This is a genomic window from Streptomyces sp. ITFR-16 (assembly GCF_031844705.1).
GTDB lineage: Bacteria > Actinomycetota > Actinomycetes > Streptomycetales > Streptomycetaceae > Streptomyces.
Genome location: NZ_CP134609.1, coordinates 5537694 through 5551447, shown reverse-complemented (window position 1 = coordinate 5551447; position 13754 = coordinate 5537694). Strand labels below are relative to the sequence as shown.

12 protein-coding genes are annotated in these 13754 nt (G+C 73.4%); 3 read left to right on the top strand and 9 right to left on the bottom strand.

Annotated features, from left to right (window positions below; genetic code table 11):
- Nucleotides 1-258: 258 nt before the first annotated feature.
- Nucleotides 259-1611 (top strand): MFS transporter, encoded by a 1353-nt coding sequence (locus RLT58_RS24510; RefSeq protein ID WP_311312512.1) that lies wholly within the window; start codon nucleotides 259-261, stop codon nucleotides 1609-1611.
- Here the strand turns inward: RLT58_RS24510 and RLT58_RS24505 are convergent.
- From RLT58_RS24505 to hrcA, 9 genes are all read right to left on the bottom strand, one after another.
- Nucleotides 1575-2567, bottom strand: coding sequence for an adenosine deaminase (locus RLT58_RS24505; RefSeq protein ID WP_311312511.1), 993 nt, complete (start codon nucleotides 2565-2567; stop codon nucleotides 1575-1577). The genes RLT58_RS24510 and RLT58_RS24505 overlap by 37 nt on opposite strands.
- A gap of 33 nt (nucleotides 2568-2600) precedes the next feature.
- On the bottom strand, nucleotides 2601-3512 hold the full coding sequence (locus RLT58_RS24500) for a ribonuclease Z (protein ID WP_311312510.1): 912 nt from the start codon (nucleotides 3510-3512) through the stop codon (nucleotides 2601-2603).
- Nucleotides 3513-3531: 19 nt separating this feature from the next.
- Entirely contained in the window at nucleotides 3532-3891 is a 360-nt protein-coding gene (locus RLT58_RS24495) for a histidine triad nucleotide-binding protein (RefSeq protein WP_311312509.1), read from the bottom strand.
- Nucleotides 3892-4009: 118 nt separating this feature from the next.
- Nucleotides 4010-7219: a S41 family peptidase gene (locus RLT58_RS24490; RefSeq protein WP_311312508.1), complete on the bottom strand. Its 3210-nt coding sequence runs from the start codon at nucleotides 7217-7219 to the stop codon at nucleotides 4010-4012.
- A 78-nt stretch (nucleotides 7220-7297) separates the two neighbouring features.
- Entirely contained in the window at nucleotides 7298-7840 is a 543-nt protein-coding gene (locus RLT58_RS24485) for a hypothetical protein (RefSeq protein ID WP_399131677.1), read from the bottom strand.
- A 72-nt stretch (nucleotides 7841-7912) separates the two neighbouring features.
- Entirely contained in the window at nucleotides 7913-8656 is a 744-nt protein-coding gene (locus RLT58_RS24480; protein WP_311312507.1) for a 16S rRNA (uracil(1498)-N(3))-methyltransferase, read from the bottom strand.
- Complete coding sequence (locus RLT58_RS24475) at nucleotides 8653-9726, bottom strand: nitronate monooxygenase (RefSeq protein ID WP_311312506.1); 1074 nt, start codon at nucleotides 9724-9726, stop codon at nucleotides 8653-8655. The genes RLT58_RS24480 and RLT58_RS24475 overlap by 4 nt, the downstream gene beginning before the upstream one ends.
- A gap of 113 nt (nucleotides 9727-9839) precedes the next feature.
- Nucleotides 9840-10976 carry a molecular chaperone DnaJ gene (gene dnaJ, locus RLT58_RS24470; protein ID WP_311312505.1) on the bottom strand — a complete coding sequence of 379 codons (1137 nt, stop codon included), beginning with the start codon at nucleotides 10974-10976 and terminating at the stop codon, nucleotides 9840-9842.
- Nucleotides 10977-11993, bottom strand: coding sequence for a heat-inducible transcriptional repressor HrcA (gene hrcA / locus RLT58_RS24465; protein ID WP_147972551.1), 1017 nt, complete (start codon nucleotides 11991-11993; stop codon nucleotides 10977-10979).
- Nucleotides 11994-12178: 185 nt separating this feature from the next.
- Here hrcA and RLT58_RS24460 point away from each other — a divergent pair, with 185 nt between their 5' ends.
- Nucleotides 12179-12901 (top strand): MBL fold metallo-hydrolase, encoded by a 723-nt coding sequence (locus RLT58_RS24460; protein WP_311312504.1) that lies wholly within the window; start codon nucleotides 12179-12181, stop codon nucleotides 12899-12901.
- A 25-nt stretch (nucleotides 12902-12926) separates the two neighbouring features.
- Entirely contained in the window at nucleotides 12927-13745 is an 819-nt protein-coding gene (locus tag RLT58_RS24455) for a DUF3097 domain-containing protein (protein WP_311312503.1), read from the top strand.
- The last annotated feature ends 9 nt before the right edge of the window (nucleotides 13746-13754 follow it).

Genomic DNA, 13754 nt, shown 5'->3' with positions numbered 1-13754 from the left:
GACTCGGTTCACAGAGTCTGACCTGCATAAACATGCGCTGCTACCCGCATAGAAACGCAGTAAACGCATAAGTGATCCAGATCACAGCGGGGCGGCTTTCGGCGGGCCGGGAGCACTTGATACAAATTGGCCCGCGAGCACCGTTGGAGACGTATCCGACGAGTGCGTCGACTTCCCCGCATTCTCTTTTTCTCCCCGCATTTCGCCTTGCCACCGCTCTGTCTTCTCGCCTCCTCTGGCATGTCTTCAGGAACGCCCATGTCCTCGCGCCCTCGCGCCGCGTGGCCCCTGGTCGCCGTGTTCACCGCCGGTTACCTCGCCGCCTATCTCCTCCCCACCATCGTGGGACGGCTCTCCGCCTGTCTGGGCCTCAGCGCCGCCCAGGCCGGCCTGGTCGGCAGCGCCCTGCTGCTGAGCTCGGCCTCGGCCGGCTTCTGCCTGGCGGGACGCGTGGAGACGTACGGACCGCGCAGACCTGCGCGGCTCGGGCTGGTGCTGGCCGTACTGGGGTACGGCTGCGCGGCACTGGCCGGATCCGTGCCGCTGGTCGTGCTGGGCGCCGTGGTCGGCGGCTTCGGCTCGGGCACGGCGACGGCGGTGGCCGCCTCGGGCATCGCCGCCCAGCGCGATCCGCACCGGACCTCCTCGCTGGGGCTGCTGAGCGTCTCCGCGACCGCCGGGGCCCTGTATCTGACGATCCCGCACCTGGGCGGCGGCCACCGGCTGCCGTTCGCCTCGATCGCCCTGGTCGCGGCGCTCGTGTGGCCGGCCACCTCCCGGCTCGGCGGCGCGGTCGCGGCCGGTCCCGCCGTGGCCGCGTCGGGCCGGCTCCCGCACCGCCGCTCCGGACTGGTGCTGGCCGGCGGGATGCTCGTCTGGTCGATGGCCCAGAACGCGCTGTGGGGCGTCAGCAGCCGCATCGGCGTGGTGCAGGCGGGGCTCTCCGAGGTCACCATCGGCGCGGTGTTCGCCGCCGCGCTCGGCGCCGGTCTCCTCGGGGTGATGGGCGCCGGGGTGCTCGGCGCCCGGCTCGGCCGCGCGGTCCCGATCGGCCTGGGCACCGTGGTCATCGCGGGGAGCATCGTGCTCAGCTCGTCGGCCGGCGGCCTCGGCTCGTTCGCGACCGGCGAGATCCTGTGGAACACCGTCTACCCGGTGGTCCTGTCGTATCTGATCGGTCTGGCCGCCTCGCTGGACGTACGCGGCCGCTGGGCGGTCCTGGCGGGCTCGGCCTCGTCGGTCGGTGTGGCCTGCGGTCCGGTGCTCGGCAGTGTGCTGTCCGAGGCGGCCGGCTACCCCTCGATGGGCCTGATCCTGGGCACCGCGACCCTGCTGGTCGCGCTCCCGGTGACCGCCGTCGCCCTGCACACCGGCGGCCGTCCGCTGGTGCCGGGATCGGTGCGCCGCAGGGGTGGCGCCCCGGCGGCCCTGCTCGCGGTCACCACGGGTGCGGTGCCCGGCGCCGTGCCGAAGGTGGGCGCGCCCGAGCAGGCCGTCACGGAGATCAGCGTCCCGGCGCTGCGCCGCAGGCGGCCGGTCCGCAGTGCGTTCCGGCCGGCCGGCCCGTCGGGCGGTCAGTCGAACGCGTACGCCTCGACCTCGGACAGATAGCGCGCCCTGCGCTCCTCGTCGTGGTCGAGGAAGGCCGCCTCGAAGGAGTTGCGGGCCAGGGTGCGCAGCTGCTCGCGGTCCAGGCCCAGCGCCTCGTGCACGGCGTGGAAGGTGTCGCCGACGTACCCGCCGAAGTAGGCGGGGTCGTCGGAGTTGACCGTGCAGAGCAGCCCGGCGTCCATCATGGCCCGCAGCGGGTGCTCCTCCAGGGTGCCGACGGCCCGCAGCCGTACGTTGGACAGCGGGCAGAGCGTGAGCGGCACCCGGTCGGCGACCAGCCGCTCGACCAGATCCGGGTCCTCCATGCAGCGCAGCCCGTGGTCGATGCGCTCCACCCCGAGGACGTCGAGCGCCTCGCGGATGTACGCGGGCGGCCCCTCCTCGCCGGCGTGGGCGACCTTGCGCAGTCCGAGCTCCCCGGCCCGTGCGTACACCGCGCGGAACTTGGCGGGCGGGTGGCCGACCTCGGCGGAGTCCAGGCCGACGGCGCTGATCCGGTGCAGATGCGGCCGGGCCGCCTCCAGGGTCTCCAGCGCCGAGTCGGCGGACCGGTCGCGCAGGAAGCACATGATCAGCTGGGTGGAGATGCCGTGCTTCTCCTCGCTGCGCTCCAGCGCCCGGCCCAGCCCCTCGACGACGGTCCCGAGGGGAATGCCCCGGGCGGTGTGCGCCTGCGGATCGAAGAAGATCTCCGCGTGGCGCACGCCCTGGGCGGCGGCGCGGGCGAGGTAGGCGTCGGCGAGTTCGGCGAAGTCGTCCTCGGTCCGCAGCACCGCCATCAGCGCGTAGTACAGGTTCAGGAACGTCTGCAGGTCGTCGAAGAGGTAGGCGGTGCGCAGTTCCTCGGTGTCCGCGTAGGGCAGCCGCACGCCGTTGCGCGCGGCGAGCGCGAAGGCCAGCTCGGGTTCGAGGGTTCCCTCGATGTGGAGGTGGAGTTCTGCTTTGGGGAGGTGCACGGGTTTCTCGCTTCAGGTGGTGCTGTGGGGGTGCTACGAGTGGTGCCGGGTGGGTACGGGGACGCGGATCAGGTCCTGGGCGACGGTCAGTTCGCCCTCGAACCCGGCCGCCCGGGCCTGGGTCTCGAAGACCTCCGGGTCCGGATAGCGCTGGGAGAAGTGCGTGAGGACGAGGTGGCGCACCCCGGAATCGCGCGCGACCCGGGCCGCCTGTCCGGCGGTCAGGTGGCCGTGGTCGGTGGCCAGCTTCTCGTCCTCGTCGAGGAACGTCGACTCGATGACCAGCATGTCGCAGCCCTCGGCGAGGGCGTGGACGCCGTCGCACAGCCTGGTGTCCATGATGAACGCGAACCGCTGTCCGCGCCTGTGCTCGGAGACGTCGTCGAGGGTGATCCCGCCGAGGACGCCCTCGCGCTGGAGGCGGCCGACGTCCGGTCCCGCGATGGAGTGCTCGGCGAGCTTCGCCGGCAGCATGCGCCGCCCGTCGGGCTCGGTGAGCCGGTAGCCGTACGACTCGACGGGGTGCGAGAGCCGGTGCGCGGCCAGGGTGTACGCGGCGGCGGTGGCCAGCGGACCGTCGGCGGCGACCGGGGCCTCGGTCAGCTCGACGGACTCGCGGTAGGCGGTGGCGTACCGCAGCCGGTCGAAGAAGTGCTGCCCGCTCGCCGGGTAGTGGGCGGTGACCGGGTGCGGGACCTGGTCGAGGTTGATCCGCTGGATCACCCCGGCCAGGCCGAGCGAGTGGTCGCCGTGGAAGTGCGTGACGCAGATCCGGTTGATGTCGTGCGCGGCGACACCCGCCCGCAGCATCTGGCGCTGGGTGCCCTCGCCGGGGTCGAAGAGGATGCCCTCGCCGTCCCAGCGCAGCAGATAGCCGTTGTGGTTGCGGTGCCGGGTCGGGACCTGGCTGGCGGTGCCGAGGACGACGAGTTCACGTGCGGACACGGGGTGCGGCGGTCCGTTCCTAGCCGGGGGGCCACTGGAGGCCGCGGCCGCCCAGGACGTGGGCGTGCGCGTGGAAGACGGTCTGCCCGGCGCCCGAACCGGTGTTGAAGACGACCCGGTAGCCGGTCTCGTCGATCTTCTCATCGGCGGCGACGTGCCCGGCCTCGCGCACCACGTCGGCGAGAACCTGCGGCTCGGCGGCGGCGAGGGACGCGGCGTCGGGGTGGTGGACGCGCGGGATGACCAGTACGTGGGTGGGGGCCTGGGGGTTGATGTCGCGGAAGGCGACCGTGGTGTCGGTCTCCCGGACGATGGTGGCGGGGATGTCGCCCGAGACGATCTTGCAGAACAGGCAGTCGGGCTGGGGTTCTCCTGCCATGGGAGCTCCTCCTGTTGTCTCGGTGATCCGTTACGTGGGCAGCCTAGCGGGCGGAACGGGGTGTTTCGGGGGCGCTGCCCCCGTACCCCGCCCCGCCCGTCCCCTACGTCCCCCTACGTCACCCCGGCAACGACGGCGGCGTCTTCGCCGGCGTCGTCGCCAGCGACTCCAGCGCGATCCGCACCGCCTCGTCCAGCTGCGGATCCCGCCCCGCCGCATGGTCGGCAGGCGTCATGACGACCTCGACATCCGGATCGACGCCGTGGTTCTCGACGCCCCACCCGTAACCCTCCAGCCAGAACGCGTACTTCGGCTGGGTGACCAGCGTGCCGTCCACGAGCCGGTAGCGGCTGTCGATGCCCACCACCCCGCCCCAGGTGCGTACGCCGACCACCGGGCCGATGCCCAGCGCCTTGATCGCCGCGTTGACGATGTCGCCGTCCGAGCCGGAGAACTCGTTCGCGACGGCCACCACGGGCCCGCGCGGCGCGTCGCCGGGATAGCTGTAGGCCCGCATGCCGCGCGGCAGGTCCCAGCCGACGATGCGGCGGGCCAGCTTCTCCACGACCAGCTGCGAGGTGTGGCCGCCGCGGTTCTCCCGCACGTCCACCACCAGCCCGTCGCGGGCGACCTCCGTGCGCAGGTCGCGGTGGATCTGGGCCCAGCCCGAACCGACCATGTCCGGGACATGGAGGTAGCCCAGGCGCCCGCCGGACAGCTCGTGGACATGGGCGCGCCGCCCGGCGACCCACGCGTGGTAGCGCAGCGCCTCCTCGTCGGCGACGGGGACGACGACGACATGGCGCGGGTCGCCGCCGTCGACCGGCGAGACGGTCAGCTCGACCGGCTTGCCGGCGGAGCCGGTGAGCAGCGGCGCGGGCCCGGTGAGCGGGTCGACGGGGTGGCCGTCGACGGCGAGCACCGCGTCCCCGGGCCGCACCGCGACACCGGGCGCGGCGAGCGGCGAGCGGGCGGCCGGGTCGGAGGTCTCGGACGGCAGGATGCGGTCGATGCGCCAGCTGCCGTCCTGCGCGCGCGAGAGGTCGGCGCCGAGCAGCCCCTGCCGGGCGGACTCGTCGTGCCAGCCGCCGGGCGGGGTCACATAGGCGTGCGAGGTGCCGAGTTCACCCTGCACCTCCCAGAGCAGGTCGATGAGGTCGTCGTGGGTGGCGACGCGCTCCAGCACCGGCCGGTAGCGGTCCAGGACCGCCTGCCAGTCGACGCCGCCCATGTCGGGGCGCCAGAAGTTGTCCCGCATGATGCGGCCGGCCTCGTCGTACATCTGCCGCCACTCGGCGGCCGGGTCGAGGGTGCGGCGGATGCGGGAGAGGTCGACGGTGACGGCGTCGTCGTGGTCGTCGTCGCCCGCCGGGACCCGGCTGTCGGACGGGACGACGGACAGCTTGTCGTGGCTGATGAGCGTCAGCCGCCTGCCGTCGCCGCTGACCGCGAACCGGCTGACGTCGGAGGCGAGTTCCTCGCAGCGCAGCTTCTCCAGGTCGTACCGCTCCAGGACCGTGTCCGGGCGCCGGGATTCCGGGGTGGCCCCGCTCGTGCCGAGGACCCCCGTCACCGGGTGGCGCAGCCAGAGCAGCCCGTCCTTCGCGGCCCGCAGCGAGGAGTAGTTGGCCGCCTCGACGGGCAGCGGGACGATCCGGTCGGCGAGCCCGTCCAGGTCGATGCGGGTGACGGGGAGCGCGGTCGGGTTGTCCTCCCCCTCGCCGGCCTTCTCCTTCTCGGTCGGGCGGCCGTGGAGCTGCGGCCCGAACGGGGAGGGGGTGGTCGCGGCGAGCGTCAGCAGATGGGGCCGGCAGGAGCCGATGAACGCCATGTCGAAGACATGGGCGTCGTAGATGGGGTCGAAGGCCCGCTCGGAGAGGAAGGCGAGGTGCTTGCCGTCGGCGGTGAAGGCGGGCGCGAAGTCCCGGAACCTCAGCGGGGTGGCCTCGGCGACCGAGAGGTCCGCGAGATGGGCCAGCTTGAGCTGGCTGAGCGGCTCGGGCCCGGGGTGCGACCAGGCGAGCCAGGCGGAGTCGGGCGAGAAGACGAGCCCGGAGGCGTCGCCGTTCTCGCTGCGGTCCACCTCGTGGATCTCGCCGCTCTCCCGCTCGACGATCAAAACCCGCCCGTCGTGGGCGGCGACCGCGAACCGGCTGCCGTCGGGGGCGGGGACCAGGTCGAGCACCCGGCCCAGCCGCCCGGCCGCGAGGCGGCGCGGCACGGCGCCGGGGCTGCTCCCGGTGGCGGGGGCGCACTCCAGCGCGTCGTCGCCCTCGGCGTCGGTGACCCAGACGACGTACTGGTCGCCCTCGGCCTGGAAGGTACGGGGCAGCCGGGCGCGTACGCCGGGCTCGGCGGCGAGGGCGCGGGCGGGGCCCTCGCGGTGGGTGACCCAGTGGACGGCGCCCCGGGACCCGACGGCACTGCCGCGGCCGGTGCGGTCCGGGGAGGCACTGTCCAGATGGCTGCCGGCGTGCACGGGGTAGGGCTGGAGGTCGGCGCGCTGGCCGCCGAGCCGGATGTCGAGGCGGCGGGGCGCGTCCTCGTCCAGGCCGTCCAGGAGCCAGAGTTCACCGGCCGAGGCGTAGGCGATCCGGGTCCCGTCGGTGGTGGCGTGCCGGGCGTAGAAGCCGTCGGTGCCGGTGTGCCGGCGCAGCCCGCTGCCGTCGGGGAGGGAGGAGTAGAGGGCGCCGACGCCTTCGTGGTCGGAGAGGAAGGCGATGCGCTCGCCCACCCACATCGGGCACTCGATGTTGCCGTCGAGGTCCTCGTGGATCCGGGCGAACGCGTCCGGGTCGCCCTCGGCCGCGATCCAGAGCTTGCCGGCCGTGCCGCCCCGGTAGCGCTTCCAGGTGGCGGCCTCGCGCCCCATGGTGGCCGAAAGCAGCAGGACGCGTCCGCCGGGACCGTACGCGAGGGAGCCGACCGGCCCGTAGGGGAGGGTCCGCGCGGGGCCGCCGTCGACCGGGACGGCCCGGGCCCAGCTGCGCCGGAGCGAGACCTGCCCCGCGGTGCTGGTGACCAGCACCTCGCCGTCGGGGGTCCAGCCGCGCACGGCCGTCCGCGTGTCGCCCCAGTGGGTGAGCCGCCGGGAGGGGCCGCCGTCGACGGGGGCGAGGTGCACCTCGGGCGCGCCGTCGCGGGTGGACGTCCAGGCGACGAGGGTGCCGTCGGGAGATATCCGCGGCTGGGTGACGGGGCGGTTGTCGGCACTGACCCGCCAGGCTCGGCCGCCGTCCAGCGGGGCGAGCCAGACATCGTCCTCGGCGGTGAAGGCGATCAAGTCGCCCTGGGCGTGGGGATAGCGGAGGTAGGAAGGCTGTGTCACACGGATCACCCTAGGCCGCGGCCCCGCCCGGCGAAACGGGGTTGGCCGGAGTGCGCCTGCGGCCGGGAGGCGAAGAGGTCACTTGCCCCGGGGATGTTCGGTGACCGTGACGGTCACGGTCACCGTCGGCCCGGCACCCCGTCCCGCGCCGCCGCCCGCCGGGGACGAGGTGCCGGCCGCCGGGGGCGGCGCGTTGCAGTCGCCCAGCAGGGTGGCCCGGAAGACGGTCCGCCCGCCGGACCGCGCGGTCAGATCGCCGCGCACGCACCGCCCGTCGACCGCCTGGCGCACCTGGCCGTTCACCGTGATGTCCTTGCCGTCCCGGGTGCGGCCGTCGCAGTCGACGTCGGCCACGCGCCGCGTGGCGGTGGCCGGCGCCCCGGTCCGGCCGGACGGCTGTTTCGCGTCGCCGGCATGGGCCGTGCAGCTCAGCCACCGCACGTCGACGCCCTCGTGCTCCAGGGCACGGGTGGCGGTCCGGTCGGTGGTCACGGCGATGGACGCGGTGTTCAGCCCGTCGGCGGGGTCGCAGGCGGTGAGGCCGGCGACGGCGGTGGCGAGACAGAGTGCGGCCGGAAAGCGACGGGCCGCCCGGCGGCCCCATGCCCTTGATGTCCCCATACGGGCAGCTTCCCACCGCTCCCGGCGGCGCGGTAGACCGCTTGCGGCCACAACGGCCCCCGAAGCACGGGACTATGACCAGCGGCCCGTGCGCCCCAGCAGCAGCGCGGTCGCCGCCGTACCGGCCGTCGAGGTGCGCAGAACGGTCGGTCCGAGCCGGCAGATCCGGGCGCCGGCGGCCTCGAACGCGGCCAGTTCGTCCGGCGATACGCCGCCCTCGGGGCCGACGACCAGCAGGATCTCGCCGGTCTCGGGCAGGTCGACGGTGGCCAGCGGCTCGCTGTCGTGGCCCCGGTCCTCGTGCAGGACGGCCGCGAAGTCCACCGTGGCCACGAGGGCGGCAACCTGTTTCGTCGTCAGCGCGTCCGCCACCTCCGGGAACCGCACCCGGCGCGACTGCTTGCCGGCCTCCCGGGCCGTACCGCGCCACTTCGCCAGGGACTTGAGGCCGCGGTCGCCCTTCCACTGGGTGATGCAGCGCGCTGCCTGCCACGGCACGATCGTGTCGACCCCGGTCTCGGTCATCGTCTCGACGGCGACCTCGCCCCGGTCACCCTTGGGCAGGGCCTGGACGACGGTGATCCGGACGGCGGGCCGGGGTTCCTCGTGGACCGCGTCCACCCCCACCACCAGCCGGTCCTTGCCCTCGGCGGCCCGCACGACGCCGCCGGCCCACCGGCCCCGGCCGTCCGTCAGGACGACCTCCTCACCGGCGCGCAGGCGCTTCACCGAGACGGCGTGCCGCCCCTCGGGGCCGTCGAGGACGAACTCGGGCCCGGCGGGCAGCTGTTCGACGACGAAGACGGGTGCCGTCACTGTGTACTCCTTGTGCTCACTGCCGTCCGCGCGGCGTCCAGTTCCTCGTTGAGCAGCCTGACCAGCCGTCCCGCGGGCAGCTCGCGCGCCATCCGGTGCCCCTGGCCCGCCCACAGCGCCATGCCCTGCGCGTCCCCGGCCCTGGCCGCCGCCTTGCGGAGCGCGGCGGTCAGATGGTGGACCTGGGGATAGGCGGCGGGGGCGTACGGTCCGTGCTCCCGCACGAAGCGGTTGACCAGGCCGCGGGCCGGGCGCCCGGAGAACGCCCGGGTCAGGACGGTGCGCACGAACAGCGGGTTGGTCAGGGCCTGTTTGTGCAGCAGATGGGCGCCCGACTCGGGGGTGATCAGGAAGGCGGTGCCGAGCTGTGCGGCGTCCGCGCCCGCCGCCAGGACCGCGGCGATCTGGGAGCCGCGCATCAGGCCGCCCGCGGCGATGACCGGTATCTGCACGGTCTCGCGCACCTGGGCCACCAGGCTGAGCAGCCCGGTCCCGGCGCCGTCGGCCTGCGGGTCGTCGCGGAACGTGGACTGGTGGCCGCCCGCCTCGATGCCCTGGGCGCAGACGGCGTCGGCGCCCGCCCACTGGGCGGCCTGGGCCTCCTCGGGCGAGGTCACCGTGACGACGGTGTACGTGCCCGCCGCGGCGAACGCGTCGAGGGTGTCGCGGGAGGGGCAGCCGAAGGTGAAGGAGACGACCGGGACCGGGTCCTCCAGCAGGATGGCGAGCTTGGCCTCGTAGCCGTCGTCGCCGGAGCCGTCGGTGTCGCCGAGCGGAGTCTCGTACCAGGAGGACTCGCCCGCGAGCTGGTGCCGGTAGACCTCGACGGCGGCCGGGTCGGCGAGGGTGGGCTGCGGCATGAAGAGGTTGACGCCGAAGGGCTGTCCGGTCAGCCCGCGGACCTGCTTGATCTCCTGGTACATGCCGTCCGCCGTCTTGTACCCGGCGGCCAGGAATCCGAGCCCGCCGGCCTCGGCGACGGCCGCGACGAGCTGCGGGCAGGACGCGCCGCCCGCCATCGGGGCCTGCACGATCGGATACCGGCAGAGATCGGTCAACGCGGAGGACATGCCCGCATCGTGTCATGTCCGTCCTGCCCCGTGACGCACACCCCGGGGCCGCGATTTGTCCGCAATGCGGTACGGGCCCGGAAACCGGGCCCGTACGACATCGTGAGGCGGCTCTACCGGCCGTTGAACGCGTCCTTCAGCCGCGAGAACAGGCCCTGCTGCCCGGGCTGGAACTGGCCGGTGGGCCGCTCCTCGCCACGCAGCTTCGCCAGCTCGCGCAGGAGGCGCTCCTGCTCGGGGTCCATCTTCGTCGGGGTCATCACCTCGACGTGCACGATGAGGTCGCCGCGCCCGCCGCCCCGCAGGTGGGTGATGCCGCGCCCGTGCAGCGGGACGGACTGGCCGGACTGGGTGCCCGGCCGGATGTCGACCTCCTCCAGGCCGTCGAGCGTCTCCAGCGGCACCTTGGTGCCGAGGGCCGCCGCCGTCATGGGGATGGTGACCGTGCAGTGCAGGTCGTCGCCGCGCCGCTGGAAGACCGCGTGCGGCAGCTCGTGGATCTCGACGTAGAGGTCGCCGGCGGGGCCGCCGCCGGGGCCGACCTCGCCCTCGCCCGCGAGCTGGATGCGGGTGCCGTTGTCGACACCGGCGGGGATCTTCACGGTGAGCGTGCGCCGCGAGCGGATGCGGCCGTCGCCGGCGCACTCCGGGCACGGGGTCGGCACGACCGTGCCGAAGCCCTGGCACTGCGGGCAGGGCCGCGAGGTCATGACCTGGCCGAGGAAGGACCGGGTGACCTGGGAGACCTCGCCGCGGCCGCGGCACATGTCACAGGTCTGCGCGGAGGTGCCGGGCGCGGCGCCCTCCCCGCTGCAGGTCGTACAGACGACGGCCGTGTCGACCTGGATGTCCTTGGTCGTGCCGAAGGCCGCCTCGTTGAGGTCGATCTCCAGCCGGATCATGGCGTCCTGGCCGCGCCGGGTGCGCGAACGGGGTCCGCGCTGCGACGCCGTACCGAAGAACGCGTCCATGATGTCGGAGAAGTTGCCGAAGCCGCCCTGTCCGAATCCGCCCGCGCCACCGCCTCCGGAGGCGGACAGCGGGTCGCCGCCGAGGTCGTAGACCTGCTTCTTCTGGGCGTCCGACAACACCTCGTAGGCGGCGTTGATCTCCTTGAACCGCTCCTGGGTCTTCGGATCGGGGTTCACATCCGGGTGCAGCTCGCGGGCGAGCCTCCGGAAGGCCTTCTTGATCTCGTCCTGAGAGGCGTCGCGGCGCACGCCGAGTACGGCGTAGTAGTCCGTGGCCACTTACGACTCCGCCAGGATCTGTCCGACGTAACGTGCCACTGCGCGTACCGCTCCCATCGTTCCGGGGTAGTCCATGCGGGTCGGTCCGACCACGCCGAGTTTGGCGACTGCCTCGTCGCCCGAACCGTAGCCGACCGCGACGACGGACGTGGAGTTGAGCCCCTCGTGGGCGTTCTCGTGCCCGATACGTACGGTCATGCCCGAGTCCTTGGCCTCGCCGAGCAGCTTCAGCAGCACGACCTGCTCCTCCAGTGCCTCCAGCACCGGCCGGATCATCACCGGGAAGTCGTGCCCGAAGCGGGTGAGGTTGGAGGTGCCGCCGATCATCAGCCGCTCCTCCGTCTCCTCGACGAGGGTTTCGAGCAGGATCGAGAGCACGGTGGACACGGTTCCCCGGTCCTCGCTCTCGAAGGATTCCGGCAGGTCCTGCACCAGCTGCGGGACGTCCGCGAAGCGGCGTCCCACCACCCGGCTGTTGAGCCGGGCGCGCAGATCGGCGAGAGAGGTCTCGCCGAAGGGCGCGGGGCAGTCGACCAGCCGCTGTTCGACCCGGCCGGTGTCCGTGATGAGCACGAGCATCAGCCGGGCGGGGGCCAGGGACAGCAGTTCCACATGCCGCACCGTCGAGCGGGTCAGCGAGGGGTACTGCACGACGGCGACCTGCCGGGTCAGCTGCGCGAGCAGCCGTACGGTCCGGCCCACGACGTCGTCGAGGTCGACCGCGCCGTCGAGGAAATTCTGAATGGCGCGGCGCTCCGGCGACGAGAGGGGCTTGACGCCCGCGAGCTTGTCGACGAAGAGCCGGTAGCCCTTGTCCGTCGGGATGCGTCCCGCACTGGTGTGGGGCTGGGCGATGAAGCCCTCGTCCTCCAGCACCGCCATGTCGTTGCGGACGGTGGCCGGGGAGACCCCCAGCTTGTGCCGCTCCGTGAGCGCCTTGGAGCCGACGGGCTCCTCGGTGCCGACATAGTCCTGGACGATGGCGCGCAGCACTTCGAGTCTGCGTTCGCTGAGCATCGCGCACACCTCCAGCTGTCTGCCTCGGTCGTTCTCGGGCCGTTCCCGGGACTTCTCCTGGCACTCTGTGCGGACGAGTGCCAGCAATGCCCCGGTCAGTGTACGGCGACGGGGTGGCCCCCTAGCAAGGGCGACCGGCCACACCGCCCCGAGACTGCGCAGGTCGCTGCCGATAGCGTCGCCGTATGGATGCCTCTTGGGAAGAGTTCGGCTGGGAGCGACTCGGTCACGGAGTGGGGCGCCGACGCCTTCCGGTGTGGGATGCGACGGTCGTCCTGGTGGCCGGGACGGACGGAGCGCTGCTCTGCGACACCGGCTCGTCACTCCGTGAAGGGGCGGAACTGAGCGATCAGACACAGTCGCTGCTCGGCCGGAGGGTGACGCACATCGCACTCAGCCACCCCCATTTCGATCATGTTCTGGGCACGGCCGCCTTCACCGGGGCGCGGGTGTACGGCGCGGCGGGCATGGCCGAGCTGCTGCGGGACGGGGCGGACGAGCTGCGGGCCGACGCGGTGGGCCAGGGGCTGTCCGGGCGGGACGCGGCCGAGTCCGCCGCCGCCCTGGTCGCGCCGCACCACGAGGTGCGCGAGGAGCGGACGCTCGATCTGGGCGGCGGGCGCGAGGTGCGCCTCGTGAACCTGGGCCCCGCGCACTCCGGCCACGATCTGGCGGTGCTGGTGCCAGGCTCCCCCGCGATCGTGTTCTGCGGCGACCTGGTCGAGGAGTCCGGTGCACCGCAGGCGGGCCCGGACGCGACGGGGTCGCGCTGGCCGGCGGCCCTGGACCGGCTGCTGGCGCTCGGCGGCGAGGACGCGCTGTACGTGCCGGGGCACGGGGCGGTGGTGGACGCGGCGTTCGTCCGGGCGCAGCGCGCTGCGCTGGCCGCCCGGTTCGGCGTGTCGTAGGGCGCTCCCCGCTTATCGTCGTGCGATGCGCAGCTACCAGCCGGACCTGACCCCGCCGTGGAAGAAGTCCGCCCCCGTCCCCGAGGTGCCCGCCGAGCCCGATCTGGTCGTGGAGGACGTCGCCACGGGCTTCTGCGGTGCGGTGATCCGGTGCGAGAAGACGGCCGCCGGGCCGACGGTGACCCTGGAGGACCGCTTCGGCAAGCACCGGGTCTTCCCGATGGAGCCGCGCGGCTTCCTGCTGGAGGGCCGGGTCGTCACGCTCGTGCGCCCGTCGGCGGGCGGCCCGGCGCGGCCCGCCCGTACGGCCTCCGGCTCGGTGGCGGTGCCCGGGGCACGGGCGCGGGTGGCGCGGGCCGGGCGGATCTACGTGGAGGGGCGGCACGACGCGGAGCTGGTCGAGCGGGTCTGGGGCGACGACCTGCGGATCGAGGGCGTGGTCGTCGAGTATCTGGAGGGCGTCGACGACCTCCCGGCGATCGTGCGGGAGTTCTCGCCCGCGCCGGACGCCCGGCTCGGGGTGCTGGTGGACCATCTGGTGCCCGGGTCCAAGGAGTCCCGGATCGCGGCGCAGATCTCGGACGACAGCGTGCTGGTGGTCGGCCACCCGTACATCGACGTGTGGGAGGCGGTGAAGCCGTCGTCGGTGGGGATCGACGCCTGGCCGGTGGTGCCGCGCGGCCAGGACTGGAAGACGGGTGTGTGCCGGGCGCTGGGGTGGCCGGAGAACACCGGGGCGGCCTGGCAGCGGATCCTGGCCTCGGTCCGCTCCTACCGCGACCTGGAGCCCGAACTCCTGGGCCGGGTCGAGGAATTGATCGATTTCGTCACTCTTCCCGCCTGATGTCCGGCG

Bases quoted from the DNA above. Each gene is read 5' to 3' on its own strand.
- RLT58_RS24510 (WP_311312512.1), top strand. From the start codon at position 259: ATGTCCTCGCGCCCTCGCGCCGCGTGGCCCCTGGTCGCCGTGTTCACC.
- RLT58_RS24495 (WP_311312509.1), bottom strand. From the start codon at position 3,891: ATGGCAGGAGAACCCCAGCCCGACTGCCTGTTCTGCAAGATCGTCTCG.
- RLT58_RS24485 (WP_399131677.1), bottom strand. From the start codon at position 7,840: ATGGGGACATCAAGGGCATGGGGCCGCCGGGCGGCCCGTCGCTTTCCG.
- RLT58_RS24475 (WP_311312506.1), bottom strand. From the start codon at position 9,726: ATGTCCTCCGCGTTGACCGATCTCTGCCGGTATCCGATCGTGCAGGCC.
- hrcA (WP_147972551.1), bottom strand. From the start codon at position 11,993: ATGCTCAGCGAACGCAGACTCGAAGTGCTGCGCGCCATCGTCCAGGAC.
- RLT58_RS24460 (WP_311312504.1), top strand. From the start codon at position 12,179: ATGGATGCCTCTTGGGAAGAGTTCGGCTGGGAGCGACTCGGTCACGGA.
- RLT58_RS24455 (WP_311312503.1), top strand. From the start codon at position 12,927: ATGCGCAGCTACCAGCCGGACCTGACCCCGCCGTGGAAGAAGTCCGCC.